This is a genomic window from Spirosoma pomorum (assembly GCF_054776615.1).
Genome location: NZ_BAAHBP010000026.1, coordinates 1 through 16,923, shown reverse-complemented (window position 1 = coordinate 16,923; position 16,923 = coordinate 1). Strand labels below are relative to the sequence as shown.

Annotated in this window: 15 protein-coding genes; 7 read left to right on the top strand and 8 right to left on the bottom strand. The window is 49.2% G+C overall.

Translation table 11 applies throughout. The features are described from left to right. Positions 1-206: 206 nt before the first annotated feature. The 3 genes from ACYVAD_RS15480 to ACYVAD_RS15470 all read right to left on the bottom strand — a co-directional run bounded on the left by ACYVAD_RS15480 (position 207) and on the right by ACYVAD_RS15470 (position 2,683). Positions 207-479, bottom strand: a complete 273-nt coding sequence (locus tag ACYVAD_RS15480; protein WP_461140415.1) for a hypothetical protein — start codon at positions 477-479, stop codon at positions 207-209. Between the two features lie 153 nt (positions 480-632). Continuing rightward, positions 633-1,238: a hypothetical protein gene (locus ACYVAD_RS15475; protein WP_461140414.1), complete on the bottom strand. Its 606-nt coding sequence runs from the start codon at positions 1,236-1,238 to the stop codon at positions 633-635. Between the two features lie 149 nt (positions 1,239-1,387). Then, the gene (locus ACYVAD_RS15470) at positions 1,388-2,683 is read right to left on the bottom strand and encodes an ETX/MTX2 family pore-forming toxin (RefSeq protein WP_461140413.1); all 1,296 of its coding nucleotides are present in this window, start codon (positions 2,681-2,683) and stop codon (positions 1,388-1,390) included. A 665-nt stretch (positions 2,684-3,348) separates the two neighbouring features. Between ACYVAD_RS15470 and ACYVAD_RS15465 the strand changes: the two genes are divergently transcribed. The 3 genes from ACYVAD_RS15465 to ACYVAD_RS15455 all read left to right on the top strand — a co-directional run bounded on the left by ACYVAD_RS15465 (position 3,349) and on the right by ACYVAD_RS15455 (position 6,441). Continuing rightward, positions 3,349-3,612, top strand: a complete 264-nt coding sequence (locus tag ACYVAD_RS15465) for an FAD-binding protein (RefSeq protein WP_461140412.1) — start codon at positions 3,349-3,351, stop codon at positions 3,610-3,612. Positions 3,613-3,979: 367 nt separating this feature from the next. Beyond that, positions 3,980-4,390: a DUF7079 family protein gene (locus tag ACYVAD_RS15460; RefSeq protein WP_461140411.1), complete on the top strand. Its 411-nt coding sequence runs from the start codon at positions 3,980-3,982 to the stop codon at positions 4,388-4,390. A 593-nt stretch (positions 4,391-4,983) separates the two neighbouring features. After that, positions 4,984-6,441, top strand: coding sequence for a Kelch repeat-containing protein (locus ACYVAD_RS15455; protein ID WP_461140410.1), 1,458 nt, complete (start codon positions 4,984-4,986; stop codon positions 6,439-6,441). A 238-nt stretch (positions 6,442-6,679) separates the two neighbouring features. Here ACYVAD_RS15455 and ACYVAD_RS15450 read toward each other — a convergent pair whose 3' ends face one another. Continuing rightward, entirely contained in the window at positions 6,680-7,246 is a 567-nt protein-coding gene (locus tag ACYVAD_RS15450) for a dihydrofolate reductase family protein (RefSeq protein ID WP_461140409.1), read from the bottom strand. 322 nt (positions 7,247-7,568) lie between these two features. Beyond that, positions 7,569-8,381, bottom strand: coding sequence for a DUF5694 domain-containing protein (locus ACYVAD_RS15445; RefSeq protein ID WP_461140408.1), 813 nt, complete (start codon positions 8,379-8,381; stop codon positions 7,569-7,571). Positions 8,382-8,868: 487 nt separating this feature from the next. Here ACYVAD_RS15445 and ACYVAD_RS15440 point away from each other — a divergent pair, with 487 nt between their 5' ends. From ACYVAD_RS15440 to ACYVAD_RS15430, 3 genes are all read left to right on the top strand, one after another. Further along, entirely contained in the window at positions 8,869-11,262 is a 2,394-nt protein-coding gene (locus tag ACYVAD_RS15440; protein WP_461140407.1) for a TonB-dependent receptor, read from the top strand. 84 nt (positions 11,263-11,346) lie between these two features. After that, on the top strand, positions 11,347-12,558 hold the full coding sequence (locus ACYVAD_RS15435; RefSeq protein ID WP_461140406.1) for a DUF4249 domain-containing protein: 1,212 nt from the start codon (positions 11,347-11,349) through the stop codon (positions 12,556-12,558). A gap of 273 nt (positions 12,559-12,831) precedes the next feature. Continuing rightward, positions 12,832-13,203 (top strand): hypothetical protein, encoded by a 372-nt coding sequence (locus ACYVAD_RS15430; protein WP_461140405.1) that lies wholly within the window; start codon positions 12,832-12,834, stop codon positions 13,201-13,203. A gap of 28 nt (positions 13,204-13,231) precedes the next feature. Here the strand turns inward: ACYVAD_RS15430 and ACYVAD_RS15425 are convergent, their stop codons facing one another. From ACYVAD_RS15425 to ACYVAD_RS15415, 3 genes are all read right to left on the bottom strand, one after another. After that, entirely contained in the window at positions 13,232-14,659 is a 1,428-nt protein-coding gene (locus ACYVAD_RS15425; RefSeq protein ID WP_461140404.1) for a carboxylesterase family protein, read from the bottom strand. Positions 14,660-14,797: 138 nt separating this feature from the next. Beyond that, on the bottom strand, positions 14,798-15,061 hold the full coding sequence (locus tag ACYVAD_RS15420) for a hypothetical protein (protein ID WP_461140403.1): 264 nt from the start codon (positions 15,059-15,061) through the stop codon (positions 14,798-14,800). Positions 15,062-15,348: 287 nt separating this feature from the next. Continuing rightward, a complete protein-coding gene (locus tag ACYVAD_RS15415) occupies positions 15,349-16,170 on the bottom strand; it encodes an IS982 family transposase (RefSeq protein ID WP_461140402.1) in 822 nt (273 codons plus the stop codon). A gap of 300 nt (positions 16,171-16,470) precedes the next feature. Between ACYVAD_RS15415 and ACYVAD_RS15410 the strand changes: the two genes are divergently transcribed. Next, positions 16,471-16,875 carry a hypothetical protein gene (locus ACYVAD_RS15410; RefSeq protein ID WP_461140401.1) on the top strand — a complete coding sequence of 135 codons (405 nt, stop codon included), beginning with the start codon at positions 16,471-16,473 and terminating at the stop codon, positions 16,873-16,875. The last annotated feature ends 48 nt before the right edge of the window (positions 16,876-16,923 follow it).

Below are 16,923 nucleotides of genomic sequence, written 5' to 3'. Positions count from 1 at the left end.
AAGCGGATGTCTGAACGTTAGACGTCTCAAGCAGGCGTTTTTTTAGGACAATCCATTTAATAATAGCCCTTTGACGATTTGACCAAGTGTATTTAAGAGGCTACCTCATCGTCCATACCAGCAGGTAGTTGTCGCTATGGAATAAGTGAGTTGAAACATAAAGACCCTCAGCCCGATGAACCAGAGGGAACTGCTATCCGGCTCTTTTATTTTCCTTTTGGCTCCAGTTCATTGAAATCAAACTTAGTCCGCAGGCCTTTCCCCGGACCATAGACTAGGATGTATTGCCCGGTTTGGGTATCTAAAATGATAGAGCCTTGTGGACCAGTAACAGCTTGGTAGCGCCGATTCTGGGTTGTATCCGGTTCGGATACTTTAGTTTGAGAGGGGGTGAAATTAGCTAATAACAGCAGCCCCAGCAGGGTGAGCGCTCCCAGGATAAAGGAGCGCATATCAATAGAAAAGTGAATCGCTTTCATGGCTGATCTTGTTTTCTGTTTGTCCATATCTACCTCCACAGCTGATCGAGTAAATTGGCTTCGTTCAGCTTCAGAACAGCTGGCGAGTACAGATCTGGCAAAGATACAGGGGTAAGTTTGTCTTGCCTTTGCCTACCAACTGGCCATAATCAATTAAAGGTCTTGAATCGCATAGGTGAAGTTCTTTTTCACGGGATACAGACCGGTCCACGTTCCGTGTAAGGTAACCAGTCGGCCACTCGAGTTCCCTTTTAGTTGCGCCGCGTAGGAGGCTTGAAGTTTTCTGTAAGTCATCGACAACTTGCCGGTCAACTTCTTGCCTGATTCAACATAGACAGAGTCTTTGAAAACTAACGAGGTGGGTAGCTTCGTTTCCTCTTCGGCATATCGCCATTTTTTTGCTCCCAATGAAACCTGGTTGTTTTGGATATCAATAGGTACTGGAAAGACCTGCCCCTGATCATCAACTTGGTAAGATTGATTCGTGTCTTTTCTAAACGTTGACCGTTCGAAAATGCCACCCGGGTCTACAACGACCTTTTGTCGCAGATTGGTCTGATTGGCATACTCTAAGTTGGGACGCTGCTCAATGGTTTCTCCTTCGCTGCTCCCAGGTAGAGCGGTGTAAGTAATACTAAGTAGTGTGTACTTTTCTTCCTGGTTGACTTCAGGTAAGGTGGGTTGTATCTGATCAGAAGTCCGTTTACAGGATAGGCCTCCAACGAGCAGGAGTAGACCGATATAATAAGACGTTTTCATGTATACACAGGTTAGACGGTTGATATAAGTAGCGATGTGAACCCAGCTATGAGTCCTTATCATTAGACAAGCTATCGGCAAGTCGATGAATACAGCAATGCATTCATCGACCTGCCGATAGCTGTCAATGTTAGTACTAGCTAACCGAACTATTGATTGTTTTTATCGACGACTTTCACCGTCGGCATAGTAACGACTGCCATCGTACGTAAATTGGTTTGTTGCACCCCAACGTTTATATCCGTACAATCGACGCCACTCCAGGTACCAGCTACCCGAACAATCTTGCCCGTATTTCTGCCACGTAACGTAGCAATATAGTTAACGTTCATTTGGTAGCGGGCAACAGTGGCCGTGGCCGTGATTCGGGTGTTGGCAGGCACTAACAAAGGAATGTTATAGTTGCGCGTATCTTCGAAGCCTTCGCTGCCACCGTACGTACTTTCCGTTGCTCCGGTCAATTCGGTGGATATTTGTCCATTCGCAATGAAAGGAATGCCTACTTTTACGGACGTACTAACTTTGGCCGTAAACGTGTTCTTGTTAGCGAACGTAGAGGTTTTGCTAGCTTTCTGACCGAAATCAGTAGTGATGCTTTGTTGCACGGATGATCCATTGGTATACGTCCAGTTTACGATGAAATCGGGGATCCTGGTTACACTAGCCGTTGCATCATTGATGTACTGAATACCCTGCACTTCGAAATCATCCAGTAAGCTGATCTCAAACTCCTGTTTGGCTTGATTTCTGTACTTATCAAAGTAGATGCTGTTCCCCTGGCTTCCGATGACTTTGTTGTAAACATTGCCAAAGGTTGGTTCTGGTCCATCAAAACCCAGTACATCGGCATTTTCTAAGATAAAAGAGCCTGATGTTACCTGGCCCGAACGGAAATTCCAGCTAGCACCGATTGTACTGTTGTCAGGCTTGACATATAGCACATCAACGCCGGGCTGATTGGTGTACTGACCAGCTGATACCAGCTTTCCGTCAGCAGTCTTGATAATTACATATCCTGTCAAGGGAAGAATGCCAAGTGAAAATCGTTGATTCAAATTACCCGTGTTTTCTGACCCGAAGGTCAATACTTGATTTTCTCCCTGCGAGGTTAAAAACAACTGCCCCGTGTTGTTTTCTTTAACAATCAGATTGATGGGAAAATCGGCAATGTCATACAGATCAGAAGGGGTGAGATCATTGGCCGCAGCGCTTCGGTGTGCTGCAGGCTTTTGATTCTGGAACTGTTTAAGGGGAGATTCGGCAATCGGAACGATTGGCCCCCAGCCCGAGGTGTCAGCAGCCAGTGCTTCTAATCTGGCTGATTGATTAACTAAGCTTCCCTCTTCTACCAAGTTTTGCTCACAGGAAGTCAGCATTGAAGCGCCCACTAGTAGCCAGGAAGCGCAAGCGGATTGCCACCATTTGGAATAAAAGTAATTTGCCATTACATTTAACTTGTTTAGTGATAAAACATTAAACGGCTCATCAATCCCACGTCTGGTCGCCAAACTGTCGTGGGATTTTTTTGTAAATATGGGGGCCGTAGCCTAAGTTTTCTAATTTATGTCAGGCCGTCTTCGAAAATTAGAATTGCCCAGTAGAGTGTAACCATAAGTAATAAACGGTAATGATATGGTGGAGACAGACCGGTAAAGTCTTATTCAGGATTGTTTTTAGACAATTCTATAAGTATATGTACCCGATAGGAAAAATTATAGTCTAGGATTGTCAGTGCTAAAAGATACTTTAAATAGTGCAATCGTAAAAGAAGGATACTGACACAGTCATTTTGCCACCACCACGTGCTGAATGCTAGTTTTTAGGTTACTACTCGTGTCTTATCTGATGTGATTAGTTAGAACATACTTTGACCACTAGTGGAATTTTTAACACCAACGAAACGGTAAATAAGGATTCAGAATTAGATGACTCGTTAGAGCCACCCCCAACTGCTCGCTTAACCCCATTATGAAACGAGAAGCTATTTATTGTACTATCAAACATACGATGTACCACTATGGTCATATCAGGCTCATCAAGCGCACCATGGATAAGCGTCACGATTTTGGTCTACGATTAAGTTACAGTTCCACGAACGCACCTTCGTTTCTTGTGGGAACCGATTGTTAGACTCCAGCATGGGGCCACTTATCGCCGTTCGGCTGCACATCATTACCCGAAAAACACTGGGGGCTTAAAAACAAACTTATCCGGTCAGGTACTGACCGAAGAGGGCCTCCCCATTTCCGGCTTATACGCGGCCGGTGAAGTAGCTGGCTTTGGCGGGGGTGGCATGCATGGGTACCGAGCCCTGGAAGATACGTTCCTGGGAGGCTGTCTATTCTCTGGCCGGGCAGTTGCCAAAGACCTCTAATAAGTGCCTGCACAGGATACACCTTTTTGACCTATATACTCTTCGGTTCGGCATATCACTTACAATGAAAATTGTCAGGAGAATACTCAGCGTATGCTACTAACTGGCGTTGACAGGTATTAAATATATTCGTCTCAGAAAATGCTTCTTTGCTTGGAAATAGATAGTGGACCTTCCGTTGGGAGATCCGGATTATAGCGTTGTTCAACAGAGCAATGTTGGACCAAAATGCCCTTGTCTCGTCGTATTTAGCCTCTAAGGCCGAGGCTAATACAGTTAGTTTTGTTGTCAACATTAGCCAGGATGGCTTCTGTGGGGTAAGAAAATGGTGAAAGTAAATTGCCGATTGACGAACTGGACCGATTAGATGTATAATCACATTGTATTTAGACATCGAGTAAGGATTTTAGTGAACACCCTTATGGAATATTTCACTAGTGAGCGTCGTCTAGTCTGGTTAACTCTGGCCGATTTCTATCTAGACACACCATTACAAGCCTCTGATTTGGCTTATATACGACATGTGTTTGCCCAAAGTGGGTTTTCTCAGGCTGAGATTAAGCGCATTAATTACGCCGAGGTAGCCCCAGTGCTGATTGACAACTTACGAAGTGGGACCGGTGTTTGGGACGGCTTTGATAAGGAGTGGGTCATTGATCAAATCACTGATCGATTAACTTGTCCCCGAGCGAACCAGGCTTGGGGTCCTATTTGGTGGTTATGGTGTCGGCAAGTGGATCACTACACAAACCGCTATTTCGATCTAGTCTTTAACTAAGATTGATGATTTGGTTTTCATTCTTTAATAGATTGGGCAACTACGGATCTAAGTTGTTTTACTACTGGTTAGGTCAGCAAAGCTGTACCTGAAACATCCCTATTAATACTACTTCGTCTCAGGTGGGAGCCTTTTTATAGATAGAGGGAAGACTGTCATTTACCCCACAATCTCATCCATAAGTAAGATTTGGTTGCTTGACAGAAGGAAGCAACAAGGTAATAGCAAGAGTTATTCTTCCTGTAAAAAAGGAATTTGGGAGCAAACTAACCCGCCAAGTAGAAATCAAGCACAGGGAAGTGTGCTTCGGCAAAGCTAAACAAACACCACGATCAAACGTTGATCGGGTCGGAAAGTGTCGTTTCGTAAGATGAAACAGCCCCCTAGACGTTCTCCTAGCTTTCGGGCAAAAAAAGGCTTGATGGTAAGTGTCTCGCCAGTCACCAGTACAAGTAAACCAACCCTGCTATTTTCTTCGTCAAGCTTATCTTCTTAAAAGATAATTAGATCCGGACAAGTAAGATTTTAGGCCTAATTTGTCTTTTGATTTTCGATCATTTCTTTAGTAACAGTTTACCATTCCGATATACAGTATGAAATGTCTTTATCTACTTATCTTGCTCACACTGGCAGGTAGCTGCCGACCCACGCCAGAGCTTAATCCTGATCCTAATTCGAATCAAAATTTAGTCGAGATTGGCATCAATCAGATTCCACTTACGTTCTCAGTCGTTTATTTGTCAGCCCGAACAAGCAATTTGTCTTCTGTTTCGGCGACGGCCAACCTTTACTTTGACAAGAGTAAAGTCAGCATTCGCGAGGCTGGCTTTTGTTTATCCCAAACCGACAGCTTACCCCAAATTACGGCCGTAAACACTCGTCGCATTAAAGCCATAACAAACTTGTCGACTGGCTCGGCCATAGCGAAAGCGGTATTTTCTGATCTTGTTACCGGACAACCCTATTACGTAGATCCATACGTGATTTTGTCCGACGGGCGCGTTCTTTATGGCCGCTACAATCAAAAGGAGAGTGATCAAAAACTAAACCCTTCAGCGATCCGTTTTCAGTTGCCCACCCGGCCTACCCTGCTGCCCATCAAGCTAGCTCAGCGGTCTTCTATTCCTACACCTCTGACATCTGGCAACCAAACTCTGATTCCGAATTATCAGCAGCTGTTTACACTAAACGGCCGTATCTACGCCTTTTACCCAACCGGAGCGCTGCAAGTCTATAACGCCGATATTGACAAGTGGGAGGCTAAGGCAGACTTAGGCACCAACGTGTTCCCCAATTCACCAATTGTTTTCTCCCTGGACAACAAGTTATACGTTCACTCCAGCCCGCTTTATTGGTATGGAGCCCAGCGACCGACCCCCTCAATGTGGGAATATGACCCTGCGGTCGATCAATGGACTGATTTAGGGAAATCGCTGGGTGAGAATCTATTTAACAGTTTTTATCAGTTGTCCGTTAATGGCAAGGCTTATTTTTATCTAAATTACCCCTACGGCATCCTGGAGTTTGATGCCGTCAAGCGACAAACTACGCAGGTTGCCCGAGCCAGTCTATTAGCCAATATCGGCTCGCTTCCGTATGCAATGGGTTCCAATCAAAGGTTCTACAATGCCGTCCCAATTTCCGGCATCTGGGGAACTGCCCCAACGGACTACCGCACGAAGATTGTTCAATACCAACCATCTTCAGACCAAATCGTAGAGGCTACTTCGCTCAATACGCAGTTAGCCAAGCTGGGTTATGCCAATTCCAGATTGGTTCTTCTTCAGGGAACGGATGTATTGACAGGCTTCGGCTCTCAAATCAGCTTTCTGCTAAGCGCAGGTAGTGAAAACGTTTACAGCACACTGTTTGAAGATGGTCTGGTCCGATACTCGACCGTAGAACAGCGAATCACGGCTGTCTACGATTTGTCGAGCTTGGCTCCTAACTACGAATCCTATTCGCTGAAACCTGTTTTAATTAACGATCGCTTATTTGTATTCCGACCCGTGGATGGTGTGGCTATGTTCTGGGAAGTATTGCTGAAGTAACAAACAACTATTGACTAGCTTTTGGTCAGGCAAATTGGGGTAAAACGAAAAGGTACCTCTATGTTGGACGGTAAAAATTACCGACCACCGTGGAGGTTACACTAAGGAAAGCTGTGTCTCACAATTGAGCGTTATTTTGAGAAAGTTGTTGAAAGGGTAGCACTCTTAATTGTCTAATGACTTCTTTCGCGAAGAAAATCAGATGAACATTTGCAGGTAACGAGCTGATGAAAGCTCATTACTGTGCCGCGTAATGCAATGTTAATACCCCTGACCCTAGGGTTTTTGATTCCAGTAAGATCAGTTTACTCAATGGTGTATGGCTATCGAATAGAGAGATACCTTTCCCAACTAGGACCGGATGCAGCGTTAGTTTATATTCATCAATGAGGCCCAGATTTATTAGACTTTTGGCTAAGCCAGGACTGCCGAAGATCACTAGATCGTTACCCTCTTGCTGTTTGAGCTTATTCACCTCCTCCACCACATTGTCCTTGATCAGCCGCGTATTATGCCAATCGGCACTGGGCAAGGTGGTGGAAAAAACGATTTTGGGAACTTGTTGCACCCATCGGGCATGGTCAAGCGAGTGGTTATCCGCGTTCGGATCGGCCAAAACGGTGGGCCAGTAACCGGCCATTAATTGATACGTATTCTTACCGTAAACAGCCGCGCCTACCGTTTTTACTACCTGCTTAGCGAATAGTTGAAGCTCCTCATTGTAGGACAAAAAGCCCAGGCCGCCGTCATTGTCTGCGGCAAAACCATTCAGGGATATATGGGCGAACAAAACTAACTTTCTCATCTAATTTTCTTTTTGCCCAAAATTAGACCAGGCTAGACATGTCGATGGGGGCCAATTGCGACAATAGTAGGGTGATTTACGAACGTGTGTCCTCAACCAAACTTATTTAACTACATAGCTACAGCCCTAAACAAGACTCTACCATTTTATTTAATCCAATATCCCCCTTTACGTAGCGAACTAGCGGATCTAGGATAGATGTCTTTGTCTCACAGGTGAGCAATTTTTGAGACGATTGTCTTTGACAATTGTCAACTCTGGTCAGTAGCATACGTTACTTACTACCCTAAATCTGCTTAACGTATCCCCCCCCCCTTGGCCCTCAAGGCTGTACCACTGAGGCTAACTCAACCACCTCAAAATAAGGATGGTTCTCAAAGTAATGCCGCAAGGGAAGCATGTGTGAGGAGCCAAACAACACCACATACAACTTATCCTCGGGACGAGCCCGCCGCAAAATGTTGGTGAATATCTTAGCATTCCGGTCGTACCAGCTCGTCAGCATCTCCACGCCCGTGTAATCCTCATCGTATCCATAGGCTGGGGGATACACTAGGTAATCAGCCCGATCAATGGCGCTATACGCTTTCGAGTTGATATACAGATAGTACTCTGGCAAAGAACTGGCCGCTAAAGTCTTGGTCTTCTTGGGATAGGGGTAGTCCAAGCTCAATAATTTGTAGCGGGCCACCTTTGCCTGAACTAGCGAGTCGGTGTTGTATCGCCGGGCAAAGGCCTCCAGCTTCTGGTAGGGCAGGGGCTGCTGGTGGTCGACGCAAAGCACCTGGGCGAGACCCGCCTTGTTGGCGGCCCGAATGGCGACCTGGAAGATTTCGTTACGGATGGCATTGGTATCGAGTTGGTGCGCCCGATATTGGTGAAAGACGCTATCCCACTGGGCCTGCTCACTTGGCTCTCTCTCCACAAAGATCTGGTCGGGTTTGAGGGCTGCCAGCTGATTGGTCAGGCGTTGGAGCTGTTGCTGTCGGTTGGGGGCGAACAGATCATCAAAGGCGATTTTGCCTTTATCGCCGGTGTCACCGAAGTGGAAGGTGCCCATCAGCACGACTTTGATATGGGGTTCAGTTGGGGGGGGCGTTTGAGCCCAGCCACCGCAGGTACTAAGCGTGAGCACAAGAGGACAAAGTAAGTTGGCTAGTGCAGCGAATAGGCGCATTGGTAGGGTATTAAGTAAGGTTCTGTCCACCAAGATATAAAACAAACGGAGACGTGCTCTTTTGGACCGTCTTTTCAACCGGCTTTACTCCTTTGGGCTTCCAGCTTGTCGGGGTAGCGCTGGCTAAAGGGCCATAACCGTTCCACGAATAGGACGACACCCTAGGTAGATTCTGTCTCGTTTGGGATACAAATACGGAACTTATTCACCGAATGAACACGGGAACGGTTGGGACTCATTGATGCTGATATTCTTAAGTATCAGCATCAATGAGTAGTTTACCTAGCTTTGCCGCTTCAACGAGTTTTGGATCCGTCGTCGGCCTACCGACGGTCTGAGTCAGCCCAACAGGGGCATTTGGTTTGGGCTGACTTACTCTGGTTACCAAAAATTCGGTCCTGTTACGTACGTATGTAGCTGGCGCCCTGATGGGACGTTGCGGGTTATGAAACACATTTTCTTCGGATTATGGCTGCTGGGTAGTGCCCTGGATGCCCAGGCCCAGATTACCTACCTGCTGTCGGGCACCGTACTCGACTCGGCCACCCGGCAGCCCCTCGCCCGGGCCGCGGTTGTCGTCGATTATGAGAAAGCCGCCAAGGGTACCTACACCGATGCCGACGGGCGTTTTGCCCTCAATGTCAGCCCCGGCCGACACGCGCTGGTCGTGCGCTACCTGGGATACGTGCCCTACCACCAGCTGCTCGCCGTTCACGACAATACCCCCCGGACGATTACCCTGGCGTCGGTGGCCAGCCAGCTCGAGGAAGTTGCCGTCACCAGCAAAGGCTTCGACCGCAACGTGCGCCAGCCCCTGCTGGGCGTGAGTCAGATCAGCATGACGGCCATCAAAAAAATGCCGGCTGCCCTGGGTGAAATCGACATCCTGCGCAGTCTGCAGCTGCTGCCCGGCGTCAGCAGCGTGGGCGAGGCCGCTAACGGCGTCAACATCCGGGGGGGCACCACCGACCAGAACCTGATTTTGCTGGACGACACCCCCATTTTTAACCCCACGCACATGTTCGGGCTGTTTTCCGTTTTTCCCCCCGATGCCGTCAATGGGATCGATCTGTACAAGGGCAACGTACCCGCCCGCTACGGGGGGCGGGCGGCCTCCGTCCTCGATATCACCCTGAAAAACCCCGACCTCAATCAATTCCGGTTGACGGGTGGGGTCAGTTTAGTGGCCAATCGACTCGCCCTGGAGACGCCCATCGTTGCGGGTAAAGTAGCCCTGCTCGTCGCGGGACGAGGAGCGTTTACTGACTTTCTGCTGCGGGCGGTGTCGCCCCAGTTTGAGAACATTCGGGCGACCTTCGGGGAGGGAACCGCCAAGCTGTTCTGGCGGGTCGACGAACGTAACACCATCACGGCCATGGGGTACTACAGCCAGGATCGGTTTCAGACCAATCTATTGGGCAGCCTGGCCAACGTGAACGCGGTGAGTTCACAGTATGCCCACCGGGCAACCAACGGCATGGTCCGCTGGTTTCACGCCGTGGATAAGCGGCTAAACCTGCAAACGACCGCCCTGATCAGTCAGTACATCCCCCGCATTCTATCGACCGAAGACAGCACCCGCAATCAGGTCGTGCTCAAACAAGGGCTGCTGCACCGGCAACTTAAGTCAAACCTCAACTACCAGCTGACGAACCAAAAGATTGAAGTGGGTATCAGCGGCACGCATTACCAGTTGAACCCCGGCGAGTTAATACCCGGCACCAGCCGGGCGGTCAACTACCAGAAAACGCCCGCCGAGCAGGCGCTGGAACTAAGCGTTCATGCCGAAGACGAACTTAGTTTATCCGATAAACTGGCCATTTCGGCCGGCCTGCGCTACACCCGCTTCCTGAACCTGGGACCATCCCTGGTCCGCCACTACCCGGTGGGGCCCGTGAGCGATGGGCCTACGGTCGTCGATTCGACGATCTACCGGGCGGGGCAGGTAAGCCAGCGATACGGCGGCCTGGAACCCCGACTAGGACTTCGGTATGCCCTGACGGCCACCTCGTCGGTCAAGCTCGGCTACAACCTGATGCGGCAGTATCTGCAAGTGATCACCAACACCACAACGCCCCTGCCGACCGCCCGCTGGAAGACGGCGGATGCGCACATCAAACCCCAGGTGAGCCAGCTGTTTTCGGTGGGGTATTCGCAAAACATAAAAAACAACATTTGGGAGTTATCGGCCGAGGCCTACTGGCGCAACACCCAGCACATTCTGGACTACAAACCGGGGGCTGATTTTCTGTTGCAGGCCTATCCCGAAACCCAGTTGCTCAGGGGGCGCAACAAATCCTACGGCCTGGAGCTGATGGTGGCAAAAAAGAAAGGGGAACTGACGGGGTGGCTCAACTACACGCTCGCCCGCACCTTGAACCAGGTCAGCGAAGGAACCGATTTTGGGCAACAAATCAACGGGGGAGACTGGTACCGGGCCAATTATGACCGGCCCCATAGCGTGAATATGAACCTGACAATCCGGCAGGGGCGCCACCACAGCTTTTCGTTTACTGTCGCCTACAGTACGGGGCGTCCCTACACCGCGCCCGAGGGCTTTCTGCGGTACCGAAACCGGGTGTATCCCTATTATAACGAGCGCAACCAGTATCGCCTGCCGGACTACCACCGGCTGGATTTCGCCTGGAACATCTATAACCCAAGTCTGAAGAATCGGCGCTGGCAGGGGCACTGGACGTTTACGGTGTATAATTTGTACGGCCGCCGAAACATCTATTCGATCTTTTATCGTACCGAAGCCCAGGTAACAAACGCCTATCGCCTCAGTATTTTCGGGGCGCCCATCCCCAGTTTAACCTATAACATGGCGTTTAACTGATTCGACTTTATGGCGCTACCCCTCATCCCCTGTCGTCGCTGTTTGGTTTCGCATCGTTATTTCAACCGGCACACCCCGTCGTCTATGCGCTCCGCTACCGTTCTTTTGCTCGCTTGTTGGCTGACCCTACTGGTGCCGGTCGGCTGTATTGATTCGCTGGATCAAACACTGCGGCAACGTCTGGATATTCTCGTCGTCGAAGGCACAATTACCAACCTGGCCGAACCGCAGCTTGTCCGCTTGAGTCGCGCCCAGTCGGAACCACTCACCGGCCTATCGGCCACCTTTCCGTTAACTGGCGTCCGGGTGGAAATCCGGATTGATTCGGTGCAGGTGGTGGTCTTGCGGGAAACGGCGGCCGGCCGCTATCAGGCCCCCGATGACTTTATGGGCCAGGTCGGTCATCGCTATCAGCTCTGCTTTACCCTCCCCGACGGGACCGCCTACCGATCTGATCAGGAAATCATGCCAGCCGTGCCAGCCTTCAGGAACGTGCGTACTCAGTTTAATCCAGCCAGCCTGCCGGTCGAGATCTACCACGGGGCAACCAACCAATACCGGGGGTCGAATGATTTTTTTGTTGACTGGCAGGATCCCGCTGACCAGCTCAATTATTACCGCTGGGACTGGAAGCTGTGGGAAAAGCAGGACTGGTGTCGCACCTGTCAGCAGGGCTTTTACCTCATGACCAGTCCCATCAGCAGTACGCTGGACGAAGGTTGTTACACTGATGATCTACCCGTTCCTTACTATGTGCACGATTACGCTTGCCGAGGCTCGTGTTGGGAGATCATTCGCAATCTGGACCTGAATTTATACGAGGATCGGCTGAGTAACGGCAACTTGATTCAACGCTATCAAGTAGCCCAGATTCCTTACTACAGTGAGACTGGGTGTCTGGTGGAGATTCGGCAGAGTTCACTCAGCCCCAAAGCCTACCGGTATTACCGACTGGACCAGGCCCAGACCCAGCAAACGGGCGGCCTGGCGGATGGACCACCCACCGCCCTGATTGGCAATGTGCGCAATATGGCTAATCGCACCGAAGCCGTTGTTGGCTATTTTTCGGCTTCCGCCGTAGCGACGGTGCGCTATTGGCTGGATCGGAAGCAGAACGGGGGTAATTCACCGGGTCTTTTCCTGGGGATGACTGGCCTGAAGCCTTCCCCCGAGGATCTAGCCACCGACCCCAACACGGGTCGGGTGAAACGAGCGCCCTTACGGCCGACCCCCACAGCGGTTTGTGTCGAGAGCGATACGCGAACGCCCAACAAGCCAGCCGGTTGGCAAGATTAATCAGTCCCTATCCTGTAGCCTACAGGTACTAACTGGGTGTTCTAGCATGAATCTATTCTGGTGCTATTTTGGAAAGTACGAAAAGTAGGCAGTGGGCCTTTAAAAGCCCAGTTTATGAAGCATGCACTTCAGCGCTTTTCGTCTCAAGGGGGAGCGACTAGATCTCAGTAGATTAGCCATTTACAGGCTTTTGTTTGCTAAACTATTCCACCAGTACAACCGATGCTTAAGCAACAGAGTCTACCTGCAAAAACCCTTTTGTTATCTACTGCCATGAGATCCGTTTCGCCCATCATCGCCATCCTAATCACAGGCCTCTCTACGGCCCAAACCTGTAGCTCTAGACAAGAAGTCAATCCCGACAGCGAGACGAACTCTTGCTTTTCTACCGAGTCGCTAACGACAGTCTCCTGGCAGAAAGATCAGATAGCCTTTTTTCAGCAGCCTAAAAGTGGGCCCTTACAAGTAGTCACGTACGGCTACAAAGGGGAGGATTTTCTGATGGTAAGCAATGCCTTTGTCAGCTCGCCAGCCAGTTACATCTTCGATTGTTCGGGGGTATCGATTGGCAAGCGAGGTATCAACTACAACACGTTCATGAACGAAGCCAAGCGAGGGAGGGTGCTGCTAGAAGGTAAGTATTGAAATTGTTCCATCTCAGTTATGAGAGTTATTAGCGATGATTAGCTTCTGAGGCACTGTTCGCTCGCTTTTGAGCAAATAACCAATCTAATAAGCCGGGCGTTTTAATCACCTCCTCCCAAATACCGTGACCGCCATCAGCGTATTCGGTATACCGAGGCCTACCGCCGGCTTTCTGCAAAGCAGAAACCATATCGCGCGAACCGCTAACGGGTACATTGACGTCTTTAGCCCCATGAAAGGCCCAAATACCAACCGAGGTCATGGTTCTGGCCTGATCAGGATTCCCTTCGCCACAGACGGGAATAGCGGCCGCAAACAACTCCGGCTGCAGACCTAGCATGTGCCACGAACCATAACCACCCCGTGACACACCAGATATGTAACGCCTTTGCGGATCAATCGGGTAGTTCTTGTCAAGAGCAACAATAGCCGCCATGGCTAGCCCAGCGATGGAAGGCGTATTGGCAATACCGCCCCAGCCCGTATGGGGGGGACAGCGAGGCACAAACACAAAGGCAGGATATTTTCGTTTGTTCTCATCGGTACTAAGCCATTTGGCCATTGGACACGCATCAATCTGCCTCGTATTATCCAGCCAGCAGGAATAAGGCAGGGCCACAACCAGCGGGTAGCGCTTTTGAGGGTTGTAGTCGGCGGGCGTTAAGAGCCGGTACAGTAAAGTGTCCCCTTGTTGGCTGATATAGCAGCCCTCTTCAAAGGATTGCGCTAGCGCAATTTGCCTGCCTGATACATGGGTTAACTGGTAGTTTTGGCTGACTAAGTCCATACTCACACTCAGCAAATAGATACTCAGAAGAGTTAGTATGCCTCGGGCTAAATGAAATCGATTCAACGAGTCAGAACTGTTATGATCGACAAGGGCATGTGGGTACTCCTCGATGAAATTCAAGAAGAACAAAACTGGCACTAGCCGTTCCAGCAGGAAAAGCCATTGTCGAATCCAATCCAGGGTAGCGCTGGGGGGATACGGGTTTAGCTGCCTAAACCAAATCAGAGTTATCATGTGGGCCAGACAGAGCATAGCTGACAGGATACCTGCTCGCTTTAACCAAGGCCTGCTATTGGCGTTAGAAACCACCAGGCTTAGGGCATAAACCAAGTTGATTACAACACCTATGAGCATGACACCATCGGGATGTCTACGAAAAATGGGGTACAGGGTGGCCGAAAACAGGTAAGCCAGGCTGGCAACTGTGGTGAGAGAGGCCACTAGTCCAGTCCAAAAGGCCACCTTATAGTTTCGGTGACGGTAATAGGCGAGAATTAGCAGCGTGGTGATGAAAGATATCAGGCTGGTTACCAAAAACCAGCTTCGAAACGAGGCAAGGGTGTAGACATCAACACCCGCCTGAAAATGGAGCCAGCTCTGAAATACACCCATCAGGCAAGTAAGCCCAAGTCCAAGGAGAATACTGGTATAGCCATCTTGTTTCATACCGCTAATTGCTGGGTTTTCAGACCTGTACCGAAGCGATCCTGAATGAAGAAGTCTCCAGGGTAAGGGTTTTACTTACACGCCCATTAACCATCTAATTTTGGAGCGTTTGACGAGACGAGATGGCCAACGCAGTTACTAATTCGTTTCTTTCCTACCCTGTACTACGGGGTACGGGGTTGAGGTCTCCTCAAAAGCAAGTCGCACTAGCCGATTATTCCGATCCCAGTATAACGTAACTCTGTCGCTAGGAACGCCAGCAAGTAGTGTTAGGTCATGCTCGCTGGCATACCACTGACGGGCACTAATCAGACTAAGGCCCGGTTCTGGAGTGGCGACGATTTGTCTAAGCCCATTGGGATAGCCTTTCGCCCATCGGGTTACTGTAAGTATAGATGGCATAGTTACTACAAGCCTGAGTTTGTTAAGAGAGCGGCAGTGGTTGATGAGAAGTAGGAAGCCACGGTACAGACAAAAGACGGCTTTTTTGGTGGCTCGCACCTTTGTAGATGGGACAATCACTTTTCTGTTTGGGACATCTATATTATTGACGATCGAAAAATAGTCTCTTGATGAAATTGCATCTGGTCAGTCCCCTAATAGATTAGCAAAAACATAGTTGAGACGAAAAATCAGCAGATTCAATCGATACGTAGTTGAATAGTGTTAATCTAAGTTGCGAGATAGGGCTATACCAGGCATTTGTTCACAGTGTCAGCTAAAATGAACAAGAACACCTTCAGCAGAAAGCCCTGCACCGTCACCGCATGAATCTTACGGGGAAAGCGGTTCTCGATGGTCGAAATCACCGTTTTAATTGATTTGCGGGTAAGTTTCTTCAGATACCGCTGCCAGGCTTCATCTGGACGTCGGCTATTCTTACGTCGATGCACCGATAGCGTGATCTGTTCGCACTCCGCATATAGATCCTCCTGTTCGTAGTCGGTGTAGCCACTGTCGCCGTAAACGATACTTCCAGCGGGTAAGTCCAAGTGCATTGCCTGCAAGGCGGTCGCGTCATGAAAGCTGCCCGCCGTCACATAATAGTCCACTGGAAGGCCATCGGTGGTAATGAGCAACTGAACTTTGAATCCGTAGAAGTACTCCTTTTTGGCTTCGTTGTACCCCCGATAAGCCTTATTGGTCAGCAACTTACAAACGGGTATACGGCAGTTTCGACAAATGGCTACCGGAAAGGAGTCGATGATGTAACGTGCTGAGGTATTGAGTTCTTTGAGACTCAGGCCCAGTGCTTGGAAGATGGTCAGTAAGGCGAATTCCAGCCGATGCAGTCGCCGGTTGAAGGTGGATTTGTCGATGCTGGCCATCTGGTGGTGTTGGTGCATGTAGTCACAGGCAGCGGCATGATTGCCATAGAATTTGAGGGCCGCTATCAATGCAGTGGTGGCAATTTGGGCATCGTTGACTTTGCAGTGTACATCGGTATGGCGCGCCATGGCTTTGAATAAGTCATCGAAGAAGCAGTAGATTGCAATAGTCTTGTCAGCCATGAGTGGGGGCAGTTTAGAGCGTGAGATACTCCAAAGCTACTCCACTGGCTGGCAAGACCTTTATATCGTGCAACTTGGGTTAGTGTTAACATCTTTGATCTTGTTTGTCTGTCGGACGACTCAATTGCATCGACTAACACACAAGTGTGCCTGCATCTCATTTTACTGGGCCCTTCGTAAGATGCGTTTTCAGGTTAGAGCGAATCAATTCTACTCGTGAGTCTTCATATATTGGGCGGTCAGTCGTTAGACTACTTTCATACACATCTGCAATCAGCGTCTACTTCAGCCTAGCTAGTCATGAAAATAATCAAAAAGAGTTTGAAGCTGCTATTAGTTGTCTGCTTGCTGTTGATTACAGCCTGTGCCACCAATAATCAGCTTGGCAATTGTGCCGTAAAAGGGCATGTTCAGGGACTAGGTACTACCCTAGGCTTTGTGACTGGTGGTAGCAACAACTTCGACGAGTCTTTCTTTAAGCTAATTCTTATTGTCGATGGCAGCTTCTCGTTTAAAGCAGTGCTCAACCAACCCGGCGGGGGCAGGATATTCACTCCCAACATGTTCTTCAAGCTAAAGAGCGGTCGCTATCAGTGGATGCGCTCTCGTGTTATTAGTTTCGATATCAATCCCCAAGAGCATATTGTTGTCGAAGGCAAACTGAAGCCTTACTTGATTGATTATAAGAGCGTGTTTTGGAATTAGATTTGGCTTGATGGCTGTATTCGTTGTAACATAATCTGAATGTTGGCC